Source organism: Streptomyces sp. NEAU-sy36 (assembly GCF_013423905.1).
In the GTDB taxonomy this organism is placed as follows: domain Bacteria; phylum Actinomycetota; class Actinomycetes; order Streptomycetales; family Streptomycetaceae; genus Streptomyces; species Streptomyces misionensis.
Genome location: NZ_CP058977.1, coordinates 395,720 through 416,768, shown reverse-complemented (window position 1 = coordinate 416,768; position 21,049 = coordinate 395,720). Strand labels below are relative to the sequence as shown.

Annotated in this window: 18 protein-coding genes and 1 pseudogene; 8 read left to right on the top strand and 11 right to left on the bottom strand. The window is 73.9% G+C overall.

The window, feature by feature from the left end; genetic code table 11:
- Positions 1-20: 20 nt before the first annotated feature.
- Positions 21-885 (bottom strand): annotated as a pseudogene (locus tag HZZ00_RS01930) (GNAT family N-acetyltransferase).
- A gap of 219 nt (positions 886-1,104) precedes the next feature.
- Between HZZ00_RS01930 and HZZ00_RS01925 the strand changes: the two are divergent.
- Positions 1,105-2,286, top strand: a complete 1,182-nt coding sequence (locus HZZ00_RS01925) for an NAD(P)/FAD-dependent oxidoreductase (protein WP_180330583.1) — start codon at positions 1,105-1,107, stop codon at positions 2,284-2,286.
- A 170-nt stretch (positions 2,287-2,456) separates the two neighbouring features.
- Here HZZ00_RS01925 and HZZ00_RS01920 read toward each other — a convergent pair whose 3' ends face one another.
- Entirely contained in the window at positions 2,457-3,809 is a 1,353-nt protein-coding gene (locus tag HZZ00_RS01920) for an MFS transporter (RefSeq protein WP_257585613.1), read from the bottom strand.
- Positions 3,810-3,880: 71 nt separating this feature from the next.
- On the opposite strand from HZZ00_RS01920, the gene HZZ00_RS01915 reads away from it, so the two are divergent.
- On the top strand, positions 3,881-4,876 hold the full coding sequence (locus HZZ00_RS01915; RefSeq protein WP_180330582.1) for a GlxA family transcriptional regulator: 996 nt from the start codon (positions 3,881-3,883) through the stop codon (positions 4,874-4,876).
- 284 nt (positions 4,877-5,160) lie between these two features.
- Here the strand turns inward: HZZ00_RS01915 and HZZ00_RS01910 are convergent, their stop codons facing one another.
- The 3 genes from HZZ00_RS01910 to HZZ00_RS01900 all read right to left on the bottom strand — a co-directional run bounded on the left by HZZ00_RS01910 (position 5,161) and on the right by HZZ00_RS01900 (position 8,134).
- Entirely contained in the window at positions 5,161-5,634 is a 474-nt protein-coding gene (locus HZZ00_RS01910; protein WP_180333347.1) for an ATP-binding protein, read from the bottom strand.
- A 677-nt stretch (positions 5,635-6,311) separates the two neighbouring features.
- On the bottom strand, positions 6,312-7,490 hold the full coding sequence (locus HZZ00_RS01905; protein WP_180333346.1) for an MDMPI N domain containing protein: 1,179 nt from the start codon (positions 7,488-7,490) through the stop codon (positions 6,312-6,314).
- A gap of 56 nt (positions 7,491-7,546) precedes the next feature.
- Complete coding sequence (locus HZZ00_RS01900; protein WP_180330581.1) at positions 7,547-8,134, bottom strand: sigma-70 family RNA polymerase sigma factor; 588 nt, start codon at positions 8,132-8,134, stop codon at positions 7,547-7,549.
- 341 nt (positions 8,135-8,475) lie between these two features.
- Here HZZ00_RS01900 and HZZ00_RS01895 point away from each other — a divergent pair, with 341 nt between their 5' ends.
- Positions 8,476-8,850, top strand: a complete 375-nt coding sequence (locus HZZ00_RS01895) for an STAS domain-containing protein (RefSeq protein ID WP_180330580.1) — start codon at positions 8,476-8,478, stop codon at positions 8,848-8,850.
- 180 nt (positions 8,851-9,030) lie between these two features.
- Positions 9,031-9,546, top strand: a complete 516-nt coding sequence (locus HZZ00_RS01890) for an EF-hand domain-containing protein (protein WP_180330579.1) — start codon at positions 9,031-9,033, stop codon at positions 9,544-9,546.
- Between the two features lie 23 nt (positions 9,547-9,569).
- Here the strand turns inward: HZZ00_RS01890 and purU are convergent, their stop codons facing one another.
- Together purU and HZZ00_RS01880 are read right to left on the bottom strand one after the other, a co-directional pair.
- Complete coding sequence (gene purU, locus HZZ00_RS01885) at positions 9,570-10,448, bottom strand: formyltetrahydrofolate deformylase (RefSeq protein ID WP_180330578.1); 879 nt, start codon at positions 10,446-10,448, stop codon at positions 9,570-9,572.
- Positions 10,449-10,494: 46 nt separating this feature from the next.
- Positions 10,495-10,995: a hypothetical protein gene (locus HZZ00_RS01880; protein ID WP_180330577.1), complete on the bottom strand. Its 501-nt coding sequence runs from the start codon at positions 10,993-10,995 to the stop codon at positions 10,495-10,497.
- A 117-nt stretch (positions 10,996-11,112) separates the two neighbouring features.
- Here HZZ00_RS01880 and HZZ00_RS01875 point away from each other — a divergent pair, with 117 nt between their 5' ends.
- Positions 11,113-12,444: an ABC transporter substrate-binding protein gene (locus HZZ00_RS01875; protein WP_180330576.1), complete on the top strand. Its 1,332-nt coding sequence runs from the start codon at positions 11,113-11,115 to the stop codon at positions 12,442-12,444.
- Positions 12,445-12,468: 24 nt separating this feature from the next.
- Here HZZ00_RS01875 and HZZ00_RS38180 read toward each other — a convergent pair whose 3' ends face one another.
- A complete protein-coding gene (locus HZZ00_RS38180; RefSeq protein ID WP_257585611.1) occupies positions 12,469-13,992 on the bottom strand; it encodes a hypothetical protein in 1,524 nt (507 codons plus the stop codon).
- Positions 13,993-14,193: 201 nt separating this feature from the next.
- On the bottom strand, positions 14,194-15,579 hold the full coding sequence (locus HZZ00_RS01865; protein ID WP_070023893.1) for a transcriptional regulator: 1,386 nt from the start codon (positions 15,577-15,579) through the stop codon (positions 14,194-14,196).
- 257 nt (positions 15,580-15,836) lie between these two features.
- Between HZZ00_RS01865 and HZZ00_RS01860 the strand changes: the two genes are divergently transcribed.
- From HZZ00_RS01860 to HZZ00_RS01850, 3 genes are all read left to right on the top strand, one after another.
- Positions 15,837-16,502, top strand: a complete 666-nt coding sequence (locus HZZ00_RS01860) for a bifunctional DNA primase/polymerase (RefSeq protein ID WP_180330575.1) — start codon at positions 15,837-15,839, stop codon at positions 16,500-16,502.
- Positions 16,503-16,570: 68 nt separating this feature from the next.
- Positions 16,571-17,347 (top strand): ABC transporter ATP-binding protein, encoded by a 777-nt coding sequence (locus tag HZZ00_RS01855; protein WP_180330574.1) that lies wholly within the window; start codon positions 16,571-16,573, stop codon positions 17,345-17,347.
- Positions 17,344-18,921 (top strand): transporter, encoded by a 1,578-nt coding sequence (locus HZZ00_RS01850; RefSeq protein WP_180330573.1) that lies wholly within the window; start codon positions 17,344-17,346, stop codon positions 18,919-18,921. The genes HZZ00_RS01855 and HZZ00_RS01850 overlap by 4 nt, the downstream gene beginning before the upstream one ends.
- Here HZZ00_RS01850 and HZZ00_RS01845 read toward each other — a convergent pair whose 3' ends face one another.
- A complete protein-coding gene (locus HZZ00_RS01845) occupies positions 18,922-19,803 on the bottom strand; it encodes an alpha/beta fold hydrolase (protein WP_180330572.1) in 882 nt (293 codons plus the stop codon).
- A 283-nt stretch (positions 19,804-20,086) separates the two neighbouring features.
- Positions 20,087-20,779, bottom strand: coding sequence for a metal-dependent transcriptional regulator (locus HZZ00_RS01840; protein ID WP_180330571.1), 693 nt, complete (start codon positions 20,777-20,779; stop codon positions 20,087-20,089).
- Positions 20,780-21,049: the final 270 nt, after the last annotated feature.

Sequence of the window (21,049 nt, the reverse complement as noted above, 5' to 3'; positions counted from 1 at the left end):
CGCGCCCGCGGCCGGTCCGTTCACGCCCCGAAGCCCCACACCGTGAAGTCCGCGACCTCGCGGTAGCCGAGCCGCTGGTAGAGGGCGTTGCTGGTGGGGTTCGCCAGGTCGGTGAAGAGGAGCACCTCGGGCGCCCCGGCGGCCCGCGCGGCCCGGCTCACCTCGGCGGTGACCGCCCCGGCGTATCCGCGTCCGCGCAGCCCGGGCGGGGTGTAGACGGGGGCGACGCGCACCTGCCCGGCGATCTCCCGGGTCGCCCCGGCCATCGCGAGCGGCGTGCCGTCGGCGGCCTCCCACAGGGTGACACCGCCGTAGGAGAGGCGGGCGTCGGCCCACGCCCCCGCGTCCCGGCCCGCGCTCTCGCCGATGGCCCGCGCGAACTCCCCGTACCAGCGGATCAGCAGCTCCCGGTCAGCGGGTCCGGCGACCCTCGGGCGGCCGCGCGGCGCGGGGCTGGGCGGCGTCAGGTCCCCGAGGCGGTAGAGCCGTTCACGACGGCGCACCCGCGCGGTGACGCCGGTCCGCCGCTGCCACGCCCGGGCGAACTCCGCCGCCGAGTCCCGCTCGGCGCACGCCTCGGGGAGCCGGTGGCCGAGGCCGGCCAGTCGCTCGGCCAGCGCGTCGGCCTGCCGGGCGGTGACCGGGGTGAGGTAGAGGCCGGAGGGGGGGCGTGCGGAACAGTGCCGCGACCACCGAGCCGTCCGCCGCCGTCAGGGTGCCGAAGAGGGGCGCGTCGGCGCCGTGGTACCGCTGCCCGTGTCTGCGGAGCGTGTCGGTCACCGTCAGTGGCACGGTGTGCAACGCGGGGCGGGAGCGCAGGAACCCGCCCGCACGGGCGAGGAAGTCGTCGAGGTCATCGGTCAGTTGCCAGGACTCGGTGTGCATGGCCCCATGCTCGGCTCGACCGGCCGCCCGGAAAACCGGATTACCCTGCCCGCTCCCCCGGTCGGCAGCACACCGGCCTTGACGTTCCGTCAGGTACCTTCACCCGCCGACCCCTTGCACACCGTCCGCATACACCGCGCGCACACCCGTGATCAATCCGCAACCAATTCCGGTCTTGACCGAGACCCATCAACCGGGCGTCTGATTACGCTCCCGCACATGACCGACTCCCGCCCCGCCCCCACACCTCCCTCCCCGGCCCCCGCCGACCGCCCGGTGTACGTCATAGGCGCCGGTCCGGGCGGCCTGGCCGCCGCGTACGCGCTGCGGGAGCACGGCGTACGGGCGGTCGTCCTGGAGAAGTCCGACCGGGTCGCCGCCTCCTGGCGGGGCCACTACGACCGGCTCCGGCTGCACACCACCCGCCGGCTGTCCGCCCTGCCCGGCCTGCGCATCCCCCGCCGGTTCGGCCGCTGGGTCGCCCGCGACGACGTGGTGCGCTACCTGGAGAAGTACGCGGAGCACCACGAACTGGAGATCGTCACCGGGGTGACCGTGCACCGGATCGAACGCACCGGGGACGGCACCGGCTGGCTGCTGCGCGCCTCCGGCGGCCGCGAGCTGACCGGCGCCGCGGTGGTCGTCGCCACCGGTTACAACCACACCCCGCGCGTCCCCGACTGGCCGGGCCGGGAGACGTACGAGGGGGAGTTCCTGCACGCGGGCGCCTACCGCAACGCGAAGCCGTACGCCGGGCGGGACGTGCTGGTCGTCGGCGTCGGCAACACCGGGGCGGAGATAGCCGTGGACCTGGTGGAGGGCGGCGCGGCGCGGGTGCGGCTCGCGGTGCGCACCGCGCCGCACATCGTGCGCCGCTCCACCCTGGGCTGGCCCGCGCAGTACTCGGCCGTGCTGGTACGGCGGCTGCCGGTGCGCCTCGTGGACCTGCTCGCCCGGCAGCAGGCCCGGCTGTTGCCGGACCTGTCCGCGCGGGGGCTGCCCCGCCCGGACACCGGGCTGTACAGCAGGGTGCGGCAGGGCGCGATCCCCGTGCAGGACGTCGGCCTGGTGGACGCGGTGCGCCGGGGGAAGGTGGAGGTGGTGGCGGCCGTGGAGGCGTTCGAGGACGGCAAGGTGGTCCTCGCCGACGGCACCCGGATCGCGCCGGACGCGGTGATCGCGGCGACCGGGTACACACGGGGGCTCGAAGGGCTGGTGGGGCACCTGGGGGTGCTGGACGAGCGCGGGCGGCCCGTGGCGCGCGGCGGCCGGACGCCCGCACGGGCACCGGGCCTGTACTTCACCGGGTTCACCAACCCGATCAGCGGGATGCTGCGCGAGCTGGCGCGGGACGCGGGACGGATCGCGAAGGCGGTGGCCCGGTCGCGCACCCGGCCCTGACCGCACCGTGATGACGTGATGGCCACCCGTCCACGACCTGGCGCACCGCCTGCCTCCACGGCAGGACACCGCGCCGGTCAGCGGGCATGTCCGACGCGCGCCGCCGCCTGCCGCGCCTTCCTGGCCGGCGCACCGCTGCCCGGCCGGGAGAAGGGCTGGGCGGCCGCCGGTCAGACGGCCGGCAGCGGTGCGGGCCTCCTGCGGATGACGAGTGACATCAGCGCCGCGGCCGCGCACAGCGTGCCGGAGGCGTACCAGACGAGGTCGTAGGAGCCGAAGGCGTCGCGGGCCACACCGCCGAGGTAGGCGACGACGGCCGCGCCGACCTGGTGGGAGGCGAGCACCCAGCCGAAGACGATGGCGCTGTCGTCGCCGTACTGCTCCCGGCACAGGGCGAGGGTGGGCGGGACGGTGGCCACCCAGTCGAGGCCGTAGAAGACGATGAAGAAGATCATCGGCGGGTGCACCGAGGGGGCCAGCAGCATCGGCAGGAAGACGAGGGAGAGCCCGCGCAGGGCGTAGTAGAGCGCCAGCAGGCGGCGGGGCTCGAAGCGGTCGGTGAACCAGCCGGAGGCGATGGTGCCGACGACGTCGAACACGCCGATCACCGCGAGCAGCGAGGCCGCCGTGGTCACCGGCATGCCGTGGTCGTGCTCGGCGGGCACGAAGTGGGTCTGCACCAGGCCGTTGGTGGAGGCGCCGCAGATCGCGAAGGTGCCGGCGAGCAGCCAGAAGGTGCCGGTGCGCACCGCGGTGGACAGGACCCCGAGGGTGCGGCGGGCGGCGCCGGTGGCGGCGGGCGGCCGGGGTATGAACTCCGGTGCGCCGTACGGCTTCTGACCGACGTCGGCGGGGTGGTCGCGCAGCAGCAGCCAGACGAGCGGGACCACCGCGAGGGCGGCGAGGGCGACCGTCACGGCGGCGGGGCGCCAGCCGTGGTGCTCGACCATCCAGGACAGCAGCGGCAGGAAGACCAGCTGACCGGAGGCGGACGCGGCGGTCAGGATGCCGCTGACCAGGCCGCGCCGCTCGGTGAACCAGCGGTTGGTGACCGTCGCGGCGAACGCCAGCGCCATCGACCCCGTGCCGAGCCCGACCAGCAGCCCCCAGCACAGCCACAGCTGCCAGGCGGCCGTCATCCACACGGTCAGCCCGGAGCCCAGGCTGATCACGAGCAGCGCGAGGGCGACGACCCGCCGGATGCCGAAGCGGTCCATCAGCGCGGCCGCGAAGGGCGCGGTGAGGCCGTAGAGCGCGAGGTTGAGGGAGACGGCCGCGCCGATCGTGCCGCGCGACCAGCCGAACTCCTGGTGCAGCGGGTCGATCAGCAGGCCGGGCAGGGAGCGGAAGGCGGCCGCGCCGGTGATCGTGACGAAGGTGACGGCGGCGACGAACCAGGCGCGGTGCACCCTCGGGCGGGTCCGGCGATCCGGCTCGGGTGAGGCGGGGGCGGGGGCGGCGGCCGCGCCGGGGGCCGCGGCCGGGTCGGCGACTGTGGCTGCGTCTCGGTTTGTCTGAGTCACGTCATAAAGCGTCGGGCCCGGCCTCCCTCGCATCGAGTGGCCCGAAGGACAGCCTTCGCTAGGATCGGGCCATGGCCGCATCCGAGACGTTCCGCGCGCACCGGGTCGCCGTCCTCGCCCTGGACGGCCTGCTCCCCTTCGAACTGGGCATCCCGCACCGCTTCTTCGGCCGCGCCCGGGACGAGCGGGGCCGGCATCTGTACGAGGTCTTCACCTGTTCGGTGCGGCCGCCGGGCGAGGTGGAGACGGACGCCGACTTCAGCATCCACGCGCCGTACGGCCCGGAGGCGCTGGCCCGCGCCGACACGGTGATCGTCCCCGCGTCGTACGAACTCGGCCCGCTCTACGAGGAGGGCCGGCTGACCGGGGAACTGGCCGCCGCGCTCGCCCTGATCCGGCCGGGCACCCGGCTCGCCTCCATCTGCACGGGCGTGTACGTCCTCGCCGCCGCCGGCCGCCTCGACGGGCGCCCGGCGACCACCCACTGGGCCGACGCCGACCGCTTCCAGCGGATGTTCCCGCGGATCAAGGTGGACGCGGACGTGCTGTTCATCGACGACGGGGACGTGCTGACCTCGGCCGGGGTGGCCGCCGGGATCGATCTGTGCCTGCACATGATCCGCCGCGACTTCGGCACCGCGGTCGCCAACGACGTGGCCCGGCGCACGGTCGTCCCCCCGTACCGCGACGGCGGCCAGGCCCAGTACATAGAGCGCCCGCTGCCCGAGCCGCAGCTCGCCACCACGGCCGCCGCGCGCGCCTGGGCGCTGCGCCGGCTGCACGAGCCGATCCAGCTGCGCGACCTGGCCGGGCAGGAGGCCATGTCGGTGCGCACCTTCACCCGCCGCTTCCGCGAGGAGGTCGGCATCAGCCCCGGGCAGTGGCTCACTCGCCAACGGGTCGAGCGGGCACGGCAGTTGCTGGAGACCACCGACCTGTCCATGGACCAGGTGGCGCAGGAGGCGGGCTTCGGCACCGCCCAGTCGATGCGGCAGCACCTCCAGCAGGCGCTGGGGGTGACGCCGACGGCCTACCGGCGGACGTTCCGGACGCTCGCGCCCCGGTAGTCGCCCGCCCGAGTGCTCCGGGGCCGGAACCGGAAACCGGAGGAGTCGTCCACAGCCTGTGGAGAAAGCGGGCGGTGCGCGTTCCCGCTCGCCTGGGTCGCCCGAGCCGTTCGCCGGACGACGGGATCGCCGGTTGCACCGGTCGCGGCCTTCCGGTGCGTCCCGGCCGGGAGACGCAGCGGCCTGCCCTCGCCGCACGCGCACACCACCGTCCGGCGCGAGGAGCACCCGGCGAGGCGACCCGGCAGCGCCTCAGGGCCGGCGCATCCGCGCGGCCGGCGGGGTCACACCGCTTCGAAGGCGAAGTCCTCGTAGCCGGCCGGCCCCCCGCCGTACGCCACCGCGGCACCACCGTCGCTCTGCCCGCAGCGGTCCACCTCGCACCAGATGCTCTTGCCGGCGCCCTCACGGCTCCAGCCCCAGCGGTCGGCGAGGCAGTCCACGAGGGCCAGGCCCCGGCCGCCGGTGGCGTCCTGGCCGACGCAGCGCGGCACGGGCGCGCGCGAGCAGGTGTCGGTGACCTCCACCCGCACGGTCGGCGAAGGGGCGGCGACGGTGCGCGCGCCCGGCAGCGAGAGCCGCAGCACCGCCGGGCGGCCGGTGTGCACCACGGCGTTGGTGACCAGCTCGGACACGAGCAGGACGAGGGTCTCGGCCAGCGGCTCGTCGGCCGCTATGCCCAGCCCGTCGAGCCGCGACCGGGCCCACTTCCTGGCGCGCCCCACTTCCGCGGGGTCGGGCCGGATCTCCAGCTGCACTTGAAGCACCTGCACCGCTCACACCATCCGAACCGGCGATACCACGGCCCCGCGCCATCGAACCGTCCCGGCGTCAGCCGTGACGACGATCACGAGGGCCACGATCGTAGCCATTTTCTGCATGGCCTGGACAACAGCCCGAGCAAGGGTCACGGAACGTGATTTCCTTGCAGCACAGCATGGTTGACGTACAGTCACCCCAACAAGCGCTTCGGGCATATTCCCTCGCGAAGGAGTACGCGTAGGGCATACTGTGCGACGCTCGCGCCGGGGAGTCGAACAGACGGAGGCCGCGGCCCGGTCCGCCCCGCGAGAAGCGGCGCGCACCGCGTTTTCCGGCGCCGCCCCACGGGCACCGCCGGCACCGCCCGCGCTCGCTGCCACTCGCATCCCACACAAGGTACCGGAGCGCCGGCCGACTGCGGGCCGTGACGAGCCCCCGTCCAGGACACAACCCGATATCGACGCTCTGTGATTTCTGCACGCCACGATCCGCGACATCTTGGGCCAATGCTTTGGTCGCATGGCCGCTCCGGGCGGGTGCCGGGCCGGTAACGCGAGCGGGGCGGCCGCGGGCGGCTCCTCACTCTCCGCACCCCGTCGCCGTGCCGGGACCGCGCGCGGCACGGACCGTGCTCGCGTGGGGGTGGAACCGGGCAGCGGTGGGACCGCCCCGCTCACATCCGGCTCAGTGACGCCGTCGCGAAGAGCACGTCCCTGATCGCCTCGCGGTCGCCCAGCTGACCGGCGGCGGCTTCCTCGGGGGAGAGGTGGCCGGCGGCCAGGTGGCAGAACTCGACGCCGTCCAGGGCGACATGGGCGACCTCGTGGTCGGCGGAGCCCGCCGCGGCCGGGGAGTCGAGGGGGATCAGCCACTCACCGCCCGCGGCGCCCTCGATCTCCAGGCGCAGGCTGCGGCCCGGGGCGCCGGCGGGGACCAGGTGGCGCGCGCCGCCGGGCGGGGCGGACAGGCCGGCCCGGCGGCGTTCGGCGAGGGCGCCCGGCAGCAGGCGGGCGGCCAGGTCGATCATCTTGTGCAGATGGCGCGGGGCCGGGGGCCGGTACGGGTAGTCCACCGCGACCGCGATGTCCTCCGCGTGCACCCAGCAGCCGAAGGCGCGTTCCAGCATCGCGTCGTGCAGCGGGAGTTCGAAGTCGCCGTAGGACACGGTGAGCCCGCCCGCGCTGCCGCCGGTGAAGGAGACCGTGCGCACCAGGCCGTGGCTCTGCTCCCGCCAGGGCTCCCGCACCGCGCGGGTCGGCGGGCAGGGGGTGGCGCGCCAGAACGCCTCCGTGCGCGCGGCCGGGCCCGCCGGACTCGCGAGGTCCGCCAGCGGATCCTCCAGGCCGAGCGCCGCCGCGATCAGCCCGTCCACCGACAGCAGGTGCGCGATCACCCCGGCGACGGTCGTACGACGGCCCGCCTGGGTGTCGTCCTCGAACCAGCGCAGCGGCACCGGAGCGTGCCACTCCGCGTCCCCGAAGTCCTGGAGCAGCGCGTCCAGGCGGGCGGTCTCCGCGTCGTACGGCGCCGCCCACTCGGGCACCGGGATGCGCGGCGGGCGGCGGTCCAGGCAGGAGCGCAGGACGCGGGTGCGCAGCGCCGGGTCCAGGTCGAGGGTCTCGGGCTGGTGCAGCAGACCGACGGCCTCGCGCAGTCGGCGGGCCTCGTCGGCGCAGCCGCCGCAGTCGCCCAGGTGGTGCTCCACCGCCGCGGTCTCCGCCGTCGAGCAGGCGGCCAGCGCCCACGCGCCGAGCAGCGATTTCAGCACGTCGTGCGGCAGGTCGAGCGGCGGCACCTCGCCGGGGCGTCCGGGCGGCGCGCACCCGCCGTCCTCGACGGCCGTGCGGGGCATCGGTATCCGCCGCTCGCGCGGCTCGCCGAGGCCCGCCCGGCAATCCTCCGCGCCGCTCACACCGCACCGCCGCGGCCCGGAGGCGTGCCCGTGTCGTGGGCCGTGGCGAGGAGCTGGAGGCCGAGGCGGAGCCGGCGGCGGGCCTCGTCCTCGGTGACGCCGAGGTCGGCCGCCGTCTGGCGGTAGTCGCGGCGCTGGAAGTAGGCCAGTTCGAGGGCGCGGCGCAACGGCAGGGGCATGGAGTGGACGATGTAGTCGGCGCGGGCGGCCACGGAGGCGTGGCGCACCCTGTGTTCCAGTTCCTCGTGCGCCGGCGGCTCGCCGGGGTCCCGGTCGGCCTCCTGCCGGCGCCCCTCCTCGCGGTCCCGCAGCCGCTGGACGGCGAGCCGGTGGGTGACGTCCGCGATCCAGGTGCGCAGCGGGCTCTGCCGGGGATCGTAGGTCTCGGGGTGCTCCCAGATGTGCGCGAAGACCTCGCGGGTGACGCCGTCGGCGGCCTTGTCGTCGTCGAGGACGCGGTGGGCCAGGCTGTGCACCAGGGAGGCGAACCGGTCGTAGGCCTCGCCCAGAGCGGCCGCCTCGCCCCGGGCGAGCCGCTGCTGCATCTTCCGGTCCCAGCGCGGTGGTGCGTCCTTCTTGGCCATGGGGTCCCCTCCCCTCGCCCGTCGTCCGGCCTGCCGGACCTGTCGGCCGTCGTCCCGAATGTAGTCGGCACGATGCACGACGCATGCTTCTTTGTGCCAAAGTGCGCCCCCCGGCGCGCCGCAGGTGATAGTGCCCCCTTCACATTTCCTTCACACGCAACTCCTGCGAATTTGATCAAAGTAGATCGGTAGTGACCGGAACAAGCCCCTGAGTGATCGTGTGCTGTTTACCGCATTGAGTTTCAGGGAAACGCGGCTGGGCAGCCGCGCGGAATGAAACGTAGGAACTGGTTCCGTTTCCGGGCGGTTCCGGGAGAACCGGCGAGCGGAGGGGCTGGGCCGTGGCATTCAATGTGACCGGCGTCGAAACAGGCGAATGGGCCGTGCTCCACGTGCGCGGCGAGCTGGACCTCATGACGTCGCCGGTGCTGCGCCAACGGGTGCACGACGTGGTGGCCGACGGCCACCACAGCCTCGTCGTGGACCTCTCCGACGTCTTCTTCTGCGACTCCAGCGGGGTCGGCGTGCTGGTCGCCGCCCGTCGGCTGATCCGCTCCTGCCACGGCCGGCTGCGGCTGATCCTGCCCGACCGGGGCGCCGAGGACGGCTCGCACGTCAACCGCGTCCTCGGCGCACTCGGCGTGCGCCGCCTCTTCGACGTCCACCCGGACCTCGACTCCGCCACGACGGAGGAGGCGGGGCCCCTTTCCGCGTGAGCCCAGAACCCGCGGGGCCCGTGAATACGCTCACGCGCCGGATTTTGCGACAAGACCACACTCTTGGCGCCGAATTCCCCCGGACTTGGCATAACCATCGGTTTTCCGTCACCTTGCCGTCACGCGCGTCGTACGCTCCGTGGATCACCCCCCACGCACACGTAAGGCGGCCCGAACGACATGGTCAGCACCGAGTACGAGCGCCGGATCGCAGCCCGGTTCGCCACCTTCGACCAGGACGGCAACGGCTTCATCGCCCGCGAGGACTTCAACGCGGTGGCCAAGGCGCTGCTCGCCGAGTTCGCCGTGCCCGCCCGCTCCGCGAAGGGTCAGGCGCTGTACGCCGGCGCCGAGGCGTTCTGGCAGGGCATGGCCGGGATCGCGGACCGTGACGGCGACCAGCGCATCACCCGGCAGGAGTTCGTCAGCGGAGCGGTCAAGCGGCTGCGCGACAACCCCGAGCGGTTCGCCGAGATCGCCCGCCCCTTCCTGCACGCGGCCCTGGCCGTCGCGGACGCCGACGGGGACGGCCGGGTCACGGTCGCGGAGGCCGTGCGCGTGCTGCGGGTGTGCCAGGTGCCGGAGGAGGTCGCCCATCCCGTCGCCGCCGCGCTGGACGCGGACGGGGACGGGGGGATCGGCGAGCGGGACGTCGTACCCGCGTTCGCGCGCTACTTCACCATCGCCGAGCAGTGAGCCGGGGCAGGCGGCCCGACGGCTCAGGCGAAGACGACCGTGCGCCGCCCGTTCAGCAGGATCCTGCGCTCCGCGTGCCACTTCACCGCACGGGCCAGCGCCTGGCACTCCACGTCCCGGCCGATGGCCACCAGCTGGTCCGGGGTGACGTCGTGGCGGACGCGCTCGACCTCCTGCTCGATGATCGGCCCCTCGTCGAGGTCGGCCGTCACATAGTGCGCGGTGGCGCCGATCAGCTTGACACCGCGGGCGTGCGCCTGGTGGTACGGCTTGGCGCCCTTGAAGCTCGGCAGGAAGGAGTGGTGGATGTTGATGATCCGGCCGCTGAGCCGCTTGCACAGGTCGTCCGAGAGGACCTGCATGTACCGGGCGAGGACCACCAGCTCGACCTGCTCCTCGCGGACGATGTCGAGCAGCTTCGCCTCGCCCTCCGCCTTGGTGTCCTTGGTGACCGGAATGTGGTGGAAGGGGATGTTGTAGGAGCCGACCAGCTCCTCGAACTCGGTGTGGTTGGAGACCACGCCGACGATCTCCACCGGCAGCGCGCCGCTGCGCGCCCGGAACAGCAGGTCGTTCAGGCAGTGCCCGAACTTGCTCACCATCAGCAGCACGCGCATCTTCGCGTCGGCCCGGTGGATCTGCCAGTCCATGTGGAAGGAGTCGCCGACCGCGGCGAAGCTCGCGCGCAGCTTGTCCACGGTGACCGGCGCCTCGGCCGTGAAGTGGACGCGCATGAAGAACAGGCCCGTGTCGTGGTCGCCGAACTGCTGGCTGTCCTCGATGTTGCAACCGGTCATGAACAGATAGCTGGACACCGCGTGCACGATGCCCTGCTTGTCCGGGCAGGACAGGGTGAGGACGTACTGGTCGGCCGGGGCGGCGGGCGCGGGCTGCTCATTCATGCACTAAAGAATCCCACACCGCTCCCCGGCCGCGGACCGGCGTCCGCTAAGCGGACCTGGTCATGATCCGCAGCACTTCGAGGCTCTTCGGCGGGGCGTCCGGATCGTCGCCGTCGCTCGCCGCGAGCCGTATGTGGGCGTCCCGCGCCGCGCGCACCGCCTCCGGCCAGCCCTGGTGGTCGAGGTAGGCGGCGACCGGGGCGTCCGGACCGACCTGGTGCATGATCCGCAGCACCCGCAGCACGGCGGTGTCGACGAGCGCCGCCTCCTGCGAGTCCCGGAAGATGGTGCCGACGTACTTCTCCGCGGACCAGTTGTCCAGCCAGGTGTCCTCCACCAGCCGGTACACGGCGTCGGTGACGTCGCCGTAGCCGTCCACACCGGCCAGCCAGACGTCCCGCTGGAAGACGGGGTCGGAGAGCATGTGCAGTGCGGAACGCACATGTGTGCGCCAGCGCCACCACGGCATGTCGTTCAGGGGCATGCCGCCCATGGTGGAGGAGCGACGGCCGCGACGGGAAGAGTTCTCCGAACCTTGCACGGTCACCGATCGTACGTTCCGCGCGCCCGGAGTTTCAGCGGCCCCTGTAATTCACCCCGGCGTCACCTTCCGTCGACCGTGGATCACTCCCGGGTTAGCGGTGTGAGGGAATCGTGCGGGTCCATGACCGGCAGGCCCCGCACCACCAGCACGTCCCCCTCCCCCGCCACCCCGTCCTCCCGCCCCGGCAGGGCCGCCGCCCTGTCCCTGGGCGCGATGGCCCTGTGCGCGTCGCTCACCGCCGGCTGCGGGATCCTGCCCTCGGTCACGGGCGACGCGGGGGACACCGTCAAGGTCATGACCTGGGCACCGCAGGACACCGGCGCCACCAACAAGCCGGGCATGCCCGCGATGGCCCTCGCCTACGCCAAGTGGATCAACTCCCACGGCGGCCTGAACGGCCGCAAGCTGGAGGTCCTGACCTGCAACGACCACAACGACAGCGTGGCCGCCGCCAAGTGCGCCCGGCGCGCGGTGGCCGAGAACGTGGTCGCGGTCGTGGGCTCCTACAGCCAGTTCGGCGACTCGTTCCTCGCCCCGCTGGAGAGTGCCGGCATCCCCTACATCGGCGGCTACGGCGTCACCGACGACGAGTTCACCGGCGCGATGTCGTACCCGGTCAACGGCGGGCAGCCCGCCCTGCTCGCCGGTCTCGGCCGGGCGCTCGGCACGAGCTGCGGCCGGGTCGCCCTGGTCCGGCCGGACAGCATCGCCGGCGACCAGCTGCCCGCCATGCTCGACTCGGGGCTGAAGGCGGCCGGCCATCCCGAGGCGGGCGACCAGCTGGTCGCCGAGGACCTCACCGGGTACGACGACCAGTCCGGCCGGGCGCTGCGGTTCGCGAGCGGCGACACGCTCCGCAAGGGCTGTGTGGTGCCCGCGCTCGGGGACCGCACGGACACCTTCATGGACTCCTTCCGCCGGGTCCGCGCAGACTTCCCGGCGGTGCGCCTGGGCACCGTGCTGGGCAGCGTCGACCAGACGATGATCAACTCCACCGGCGGGGCGTCGGGGCCGTACGAGGGGGCGTACGTCACCGGCTGGTACCCGCCTGCCTCCGACCCGCGCTGGAAGCCGATGAAGCGGGTGATCAGCGAGGAGGCCTTCGACGACAACCGCATCGATCCCGCGGACGCCGGGGTGCAGACCACCTGGATCGCCTACACCGTCTTCAAGGCCGTCCTGGACAAGATCGGCGGTGGCGAGGTGAGCGCCGACTCCGTGCGCAAGACGCTGGACGGCGGTCTGCGGGTCTCCACCGGGGGTCTCACCCCCACCCTGAACTGGCCCTACGAGGGCAAGCTGGCCTCGGTCGGCTTCCCGCGGATGGTCAACGCCGACGTCACCCTCCAGGTGGTGCGCGGCGGCGAGCTGGTCGCGGCCGGCAAGAGCGTCGGCGGGATCGACGGCACCACGGACATGACCGGCACCCTGGAGAACGCGGACGTGCGGTGACGCACGCCCGCGTCCCCGGCCGACTCAGAGCTGGGTCGGCTGGCGCTGGGTCAGGCCGTACTTCTGGGCGATGGCGTTCCACAGCGCCGCCGCCTTGGTCTTCTGCTGGCTGGCGGTGCCGCTCGCGCGGTTGCCGGCCTGCGCCTCGTCGGTGACCTTGGCGTGGCCCTTGTGGCAGGTCCGCTTGCCGCCGCCCTTGACCTGGTCGGCCCAGGCCGCGTAGTGGTTGTCGGCCGACGCCGACGCCTGCCAGGCCTTGGTGAGGGCGTCCGTCAGGGCGGCGTTGTCCGGCAGCTTGTCCACGCTGAGCTTGCCGAGCCGGGTGACCAGCTGGCCGCGCTGCCCGGCCGCGCCGCGCAGCGAGGAGGCGGCCTGGTCCAGGCTCGCGCACTGCTTGACGTCGGCCACCGACTTGATCACCGTGGCCCGGCTGCTGCCGCTGTCGGCGAGCAGCTTGTCCAGCTCGACCGCCTGCGCCCGCGCCGGATCGACGGCCGGCGCCGAGCTCTGCGGGGCCGCGGAGGTGGCGGCGACCGTCTTGTTGTCGTCCGAGCTGTCCGAGCCGCCGCCGCTGCTGAGCAGCGCGCCCGCGCCCACGCCGACCACGACGATGCCGACGCCGACGGCCGCGATCAGCGGCACCTTCGACGGCTTGCGCCGCGGCCGCTCGTCCTGTCCGTCCTCGCGCCCGGGCCGCGCGGAGTACGCCGTCTGGGGCGAGGCGTACGGCGGCGGGTAGGCGTCCGGCTGCTCGACCCGCGGCAGCTGCGCGGTGGCCCCGGCCGGGCCGTCCCCGCCGGCCGGGCCGTTGCGGAAGAGGTTGTCGAACTCGGCGGGCGGCTGCCGGTCCCCGCCCTGGCCCGGCGCCTGGCCCGGCGCCCGGCCCTGCTCCTGGTACGGCGGGATGTACTGGGTGGCCTCGGCGTCCGGCGACGGCCGCTTGTCCGTCAGGCCCAGGTAGCGGGTCTCCTCGCCGGCCGACGGGGACGGCAGCGCGCCCCCGGTCACCGGCGGTATGTACTGCGTGGCGCCCTCGTCGGCGGGGGCCGCCGGCACCGGCGGCAGGTACTGGGTGGCGCCGTCGGCCATCGGGGGCAGGGCGCCGGGGGCCTGGTGGTCGCCCTGCGCCGCGGGCGGCAGCGGCGCCGCGGCCTGGCCGGGCGCCGGGTACTGCGGCTGCTGGTGGTGCTGGGGCTGCTGGTGGTGCTGGGGCTGCTGGTGCTGGGGGTACCCGTACCCCGGCTGCTGACCACCGTACGACGGGGCCGGCGCGCCCTCCGGGGGCAGCGGTCCGGCGCCGGCCGGGGGCTGCTGCGCCGGGGCCCCGTGGTCGGTCCACTGCTGGGCGGCCGCCGGGGGCCAGCCCTGGCCCGGCTGTCCCGCCTGGGGCGCCTGCTGCCCGGGCCCCCAGGATCCGCCCCAGGCCTGGCCGCCGGCGGGCGTGGCGTGCGTGCCCGGCAGCAGGGGCTCTCCTCCGTCGGAGGGCAGCACGATGCCTTCGTGCGCGGGCTGCGCCGAGTGCTCCTCGCCCTGTCCACTCTGCGTCACCGGGACTCCTACCAATGGGGGACCTTGTGAATCGTCGGCTCACGCTACCGGGTCCCCGGAGCCGGGTGCCACGCAGCTCAGTCCGCTTCCTCCCCTTCTGCCACGGCAGTAACGGAACCGTCCCGCGCGACGCTGTATATGACCCCGGTCGCATTCCCGGGTGGCGTTCGCCACACGTTCACCCGGGCGCGGGGCCGGTGTTCACGCGGCCTGCTGGAGTTCGAGGCGCGCCCCGAACTCCCTCACCACCGCCTCGTCCCGGAAGGGTTCGAGCCGCTGCTGGAGGTCGTCCAGGTACTCCGCGCCCCGGTTGGAGCGCAGTGTCTCCAGCAGTTCCACCGCCTTCATGCCGGTGGCGCAGGCCTGTTCGACCTCCCGCTGCTGCACCTGCGCGGTGGCGAGCAGCACATAGCCGATCGCGCGCCTGCGGGCCCGGGACTCGGGGTGTCCGGCCAGCGACTGCTCCGCACAGCGCGCGGCCTGCTCGGCCTGCCCGAGATCGCGGTGGCAGTGCGCCAACTCGTCGGCCAGGTAGGCCTCGTCGAAGTGCCGGATCCACACCGGGTCGTCCCCGGAGCCTGCGTCGCACCGCTCCATCGACGCGATCGCCCGCCCGGTGGCGGCGTCCGCGGCGCGCGCGTCACCGAGCAGGGCGTGCCCGCGGGCCTCGGCCGCGTGGAACATCGCCTCCACGCGCGGCGTCACCTGCCCGCGCGCCCCCTCCTGCGCGGCCCGCGCCAACTGGGCGATCTCGCGCGGGTTGCCGAGCTGCGCGGCGAGGTGGCTCATGGACGCGGCGAGCACGTAACCGCCGTACCCGCGGTCACCGGCGGCCTGCGCGAGCCGCAGCGACTGGATGTAGTACCGCTGGGCCAGCCCGGGTTGGCCGGTGTCCACGGCCATGTATCCGGCCAGCTCGGTCAACCGGGCCACGGCGGCGAAGAGTTCGCGACCGGTCGACTCCCGGTAGGAGCCGGCGAGCAGTCCGGAGACCACGCTGTTGAGGTAGTGCACCAGGACCGGGCGCACATGTCCGCTGCCGAACTGGTGGTCCAGGTCGGTCAGCGCCTGTGTCATGGACCGCACGGCGGCCACGTCGGCCTGGCCCACGCGCGGGCCCGCCTGCCGGGCCACCTGGGCGTCCGGCGCGGAGATCAGCCAGTCGCGGCTGGGCTCGACCAGCGCGGAGGCGGCGACGGAGGACCCGGAGAGGAAGTCCCGGCGCCCCACGTCGCTGCGCCACAGCTCGCAGACCTGCTCGATGGCGCCCAGCACCGTCGGCGAGAACTGGAGGCCGACCCCCGAGGCGAGGTTCTTGCCGTTGGCCATGCCGATCTCGTCGATCGTGACCGTGCGGCCGAGCTTGCGGCCGAGTGCCTCCGCGATGATCGCCGGGGCGCGGCCCCGGGGCTGCTGGCCGCGCAGCCAGCGGGCGACGGACGTCTTGTCGTAGCGCAGGTCGAGGCCGTGCTCGGCGCCGCACATGTTGACCCGCCGGGCCAGCCCGGCGTTGGAGCACCCCGCTTCCTGGATGAGTGCCTGCAACCGTTCGTTCGGCTGCCTCGCCACGAGAGGCCTTGCGGCCATGTGCTACCCCCTGCGAACCCCTGGAGCGTGACCATTGCGGAAAGATCACTGCCCAGCTGACATACCGTCAATGCGTGACATGTGCGGTTTGCCGGGTACCGGCTGATGCCAACCCCACCCCTGGCTACCCAACTCACGCCCTGCCCCCTACCACGCGCCCCCGCGGATGCACCCATGCGCCCGGCCGGGAAAGCGGTGCTCCTCCCCCGCCGGGGCAGGAGCCGTAACTCCAGGTGGACGCGGGAGTTGAGTGGAGCGTGGAAGAGACGATCGCGGCCGCCGAAGACAGACAGATTGCCGGGCAGATTCCGCAGCAGCGCGGGGAATCACCGCAGGAAGCCGCCGTGCGGTACGCGGAGGAGCGGCACTGGGACGTGTTCCCGGGCACCTGGCTGGAGCCCGTCGCCGGCATGCCGCGGTGCTCGTGCGGCGACGCCTCCTGCCCTGCGCCGGGCGCACACCCCGCGCGCCCCGACTGGGCGACCCAGGCGACCGGCAGCGCGACCGTCGTGCGCCGGCTGTGGCAGAAGCAGCCGACGGCCTCCGTGCTGCTGCCGACGGGCCGCACCTTCGACGCGCTGTCCGTGCCGGAGAGCGCGGGCTTCCTGGCGCTCGCCCGGATGGAGCGGATGGCGCTCACGCTGGGTCCGGTCGCCCTCTCCCCCGACCGGCGGATGCAGTTCTTCGTGCTGCCGGGCGGCGCGCTGAAGGTGCCGGAACTGGTGCGCAAGCTGGGATGGGCGCCCGCGTCGCTGGACCTGCTGACGCTGGGCGAGGGGGCGTACCTGGCCGCGCCGCCGACGCGGGTCGGGGCGCGGGGCGCGGTGCAGTGGGCGCGGCGGCCGACCCCGGCCAACCGGTGGCTGCCGGACGCGGAGGAACTGATCTCGGCACTGGCGTACGCCTGCGGCCGGGACCGCTGACCCACGGCCCGCACGCGGCTTCCGCCGGGCCGCTCCCCCGGCCCGGCGGGCGTGCCTAGGCTTCAGGCATGACCAATGCGGCGGTTTGCATACGGGGGCTCTGGAAGCGGTTCGGGCAGCAGGTGGCTGTCGGGGGGATCGATCTGGAGCTGCCGGCGGGGAAGTTCATCGGGCTGGTCGGGCCGAACGGGGCCGGCAAGACCACGACGCTGTCCATGGTGACCGGGCTGCTGCGGCCCGACGAGGGCACCGTGGAGGTCGTCGGGCACGACGTGTGGCGCGACCCGGTGGCGGTGAAGGCGCGGATCGGGGTGCTGCCCGAGGGGCTGCGGCTGTTCGAGCGGCTGTCGGGGCGCGAACTGCTCGGCTACACCGGCCGGTTGCGCGGGCTCCCGGGCGCCGAGGTGGACAAGCGGGCCACCCAGCTGCTGGACGTGCTCGACCTGGCGGGCTCCCAGCACAAGCTGGTGGTCGACTACTCGACCGGCATGCGCAAGAAGATCGGTCTCGCGGCGGCCCTGCTGCACAATCCCGAAGTGCTGTTCCTGGACGAGCCGTTCGAGGGCGTCGACCCGGTGTCCGCGCAGACCATCCGGGGCGTCCTGGAGCGGTACACGGCCTCCGGCGCCACCGTCGTCTTCTCCTCCCACGTGATGGAGCTGGTCGAGTCGCTGTGCGACTGGGTCGCGGTGATGGCGGCCGGCCGCATCCGCGCCACCGGCCCGCTCGCCGAGGTGCGCGGCGCGCACCCCCGGCTCCAGGACGCGTTCCTGGAGCTGGTCGGGGCGAACGGCCGGGACGCCGGGTCCGAGCTGGACTGGCTGGGCGGCGGGGTCGGCCGATGACCGACCTCACCACCACCGTCGTGCGCCTCAAGCTGTCCCTGCTGCGGAACGGGCTGCGGCAGTCGAAGGGCCGGCGCGACGCGTTCGTCACCTCCACCGTCTTCGCGCTGCTGTTCGCCCTGGCGCAGTTGCCGGGCATGATCGTGCTGCGCGGCCAGCCGCACGGGTACACGGTCTCCGTGGTCGGCACCGGGGTGCTGGCCCTCGGCTGGGCGTTCCTGCCACTGTTCTTCCCGACCGGCGACGAGACGCTGGACCCGACACGGCTGGTGATGCTGCCGCTGCGGCCCGGTCCGCTGGTGCGCTCGCTGCTCGTGGCCTCCCTGGTCGGTATCGGCCCGCTGGTCAGCGTGCTGCTGCTGGCCGGTTGCGTGCTGGTGCCGGCGCGGGGCGCGGCGGGGTGGGCCGTCGCGGTCCTCGCCCTCGTCCTCGCGCTGCTGGTGTGCGTGGCGCTGGCCCGGACCGTGGCCGTCGCCAACGTACGGCTGCTCACCAGCAGGAGGGGCCGCGATCTGGCCGTGCTCAGCGGTCTGGTGATCGCCATCGGCACCCAGCTGGTCAACTTCGGTGCCCGCAGCCTCGGTTCGGGCGGTCTGGGGCGGCTGCGGCCGGTCGCGGACGTGCTGTCCTGGGTGCCGCCCGCGTCGGCGGTGGCGGCGGTGCGCACGGCGAGCGAGGGGTCGTACGGCGTCGCGGCCGCCCAACTCGCGGTGACCGCGGCCGGGTTGGTGGTGCTGGTCGCGGTGTGGGCGCGGAGCCTGACCAAGCTGATGGCCGCGCCGGACGGTTCCACGCTCCAGGCCGCCGACGACGCCCGTGCCGCCCGGCGCCGCGCCCGCGGGCTCGCGCGGCTGCTGCCCGGCGGGCGCACCGGCGCGGTCATGGAGCGCACCCTGCGCTACATCTGGCGTGATCCGAAGACCAAGGCCGCCTGGGTGACCTCGCTGGCGGTCGGGCTGCTCCTCCCGGTCTTCTACGCGATCCAGCACACCGGCTCGATCTACTTCGCGTGCTTCGCCGCCGGGATGCTGGGCCTCCAGATGAACAACCAGTTCGGGCAGGACACCTCGGCCTTCTGGATGGTCGCCCAGACCATCCGCTCGCCCCGGGACGCGTACGAGGAGCTGCGCGGCCGGGCCCTCGCCCTGCTGCTGATCACGCTGCCGTACGCCACCCTCGTCACCGTGCTGACCGTCGCCCTGATGGACGCCTGGGCCATGCTGCCGCGGGTGCTGGGGCTGTCCCTCGCGCTGCTCGGGGCGATGCTGGCGACCGGGGCGTACGCCTCGGCGCGGTTCCCGTACTCCATCCCGCAGGAGGGCCACCGCAACGTCGCCCCCGGGCAGGCGGGCATCGCCTGGATCGCGATCTTCGGCGGCATGGCCTGCTCCGCCGCGCTCTGCTCCCCCGTCATCGCGCTCGTGCTGTGGCTGGGCGGCGGCGGGCGGTCCTGGCTGCTGCTGCCGGCCGGCGCGGTGTACGGCGCCGGGCTCGCTCTGCTCGGACTGCGGCTGGCCGCCCCGCGCACCGCGGCGCGGCTGCCGGAGATCCTGACCGCGGTCAGCAAGGGGTGATCAGCCGCCGGCCGCCCGGTCGCCCGTGATCCGGTCCAGGAAGGGCTCGACGGCCGAGTGCCAGGCCTCCGGGTGGGCGTAGTGGGCGTAGTGGCCCGCGTCGGGTATCTCGGCGTACGCGCCCTGGGGCAGCACCCGGACCATCTCCTGGGCCTCGGCCCGGCCCAGCTCGCCGTCGAGCCCGCGCACGATCAGCGCGGGGCAGTGGACCCGGGCCAGGTCGTCCCAGTGGGCGTCGTACACCCAGGTCTCCCGGGAGCGGAGCATCTGCTCGGGTTCGAAGACCGGCCGCCAGCCGTCCTCGCCCTCCCGCATCACCTCGGCGTAGAACGCCCCGCGGGCCGGGTCGGGGCGCTCCACCCGGGGGTCGTCCTCGCCGAACCACCGGCGGACGTCGGCGAGGGTGGCGAAGGGGACGGGCCAGGACCGCAGCCACTGCGCCCACTCGCGCTGCGAGGCCGCACCGAGCGCGGCGGCCCGCATGTCACAGCTGACCAGGCCGCGCACCAGCTCGGGGCGTTCGGCGGCGAGCTGCCAGGCGGTCAGGGCGCCCATGCCGTGCCCGACGACGAGGGCGGGGCCGAGGCCGAGCTGTTCGATGGCGGCCGCCGCGTCCTCCACGTGGGCGGCCCGGCTGTGGGCGGCGGCCTGCGGGGGCTTCTCGCTGCGGCCGTGGCCGCGCTGGTCGAGGGCCACGGCGCGGTACCGCCCGGCGAGCCGGCGGGCGACGGCGGCCCAGTGGGAGGCGCGGCCGGTGAGTCCGTGCAGGAAGAGCACACCGGGAGCCGCCCGCAGGGCTTCGGTCTCCTTGGGCGGGTCGGCGTACTCCCACGCCGCCAGGCGCACGCCGCCCGCTCCCGTCACATCGATACGCCGTGCCATGGGCCTGGCACCCCCAGCTTCGCCCGCGGTGTCCGATTCCCCCGTGTGATCACGCAGACTATCGAATAAGTATTCGAAAATGCTGCCCCTGCGGACAACACCCCTCCTTCGAGTGACATGCCGTGAGGCATGATCGCCGCCACCGAGGGGATCTTTCAGGCGGGAGGCGGACCGCTCGGGGAAAAACGGTCCGAGGGGGACTGACCCTGAGAGCTCGGGGCTCCGGGTCAGCGATGGGGAGGACAGGCCCCGGCGCCGTCAGGCGCCGGGGCCCTTTCCCTTCTCAGCGCTTGGCGACGAACACATGGGAGGCGATGTCGGCCGCCAGCTCGGCGGCCTCGCCGCCGCTGCCCACCAGCACGCCACCGGCCGACTCGGTCACGCTCACCACCGAGCCGGGCTGCACCCCGGCCCGCCGCAGCGTGTACATCAGCTGGGCGTCCATCTGGATGGGCTCGCCGATACGGCGCACGACGACCGTCTTGCCGTCCGTGCCCGCGTCCAGGTCGGCCAGCGAGACCATGCTCTCGTCCAGGAACGGGTCGGCGCCGTCCTTCTCGCCCAGCTCCTCCAGGCCCGGGATCGGGTTGCCGTACGGCGACTCGGTCGGGTGCCGCAGCAGCTCCATGACACGGCGCTCCACGGCCTCGCTCATCACGTGCTCCCAGCGGCAGGCCTCCGCGTGCACCTGCTCCCACTCCAGGCCGATCACATCGACCAGCAGGCACTCGGCCAGCCGGTGCTTGCGCATCACCCGGGTGGCCAGCCTGCGGCCCTCGTCGGTCAGCTCCAGATGGCGGTCGCTGGCCACGGAGACCAGGCCGTCACGCTCCATCCGCGCCACCGTCTGGCTCACCGTCGGCCCGCTCTGGTCCAGCCGCTCCGCGATGCGGGCGCGCATGGGGACGACGCCTTCCTCCTCCAGTTCGAGGATGGTGCGGAGATACATCTCCGTGGTGTCGATCAGTCCGGACATACGTGCCCCTCGATTACCTCTGCCGGCACCCGGCGCGTGCGCTGGCCCTGGCACCAATTCTGCCGGATCCCACTGACAAGCGGGCGGCAGCGGGGACAACGGGCGGGTTCGGGCGGGCGGCCGAACGGCCGGGTGCGGGCGCGCCGCGGGCGGCCGGGCCCGCGACGGCGCGGCCGCGGACCGGCACGGCCCCGCGAGCGCCGTCCGGCCCGCGGCGGCGCGACCGCACGCGGCGAACCGCGTCGCCGTATTGACACCGCACTGGTCCAG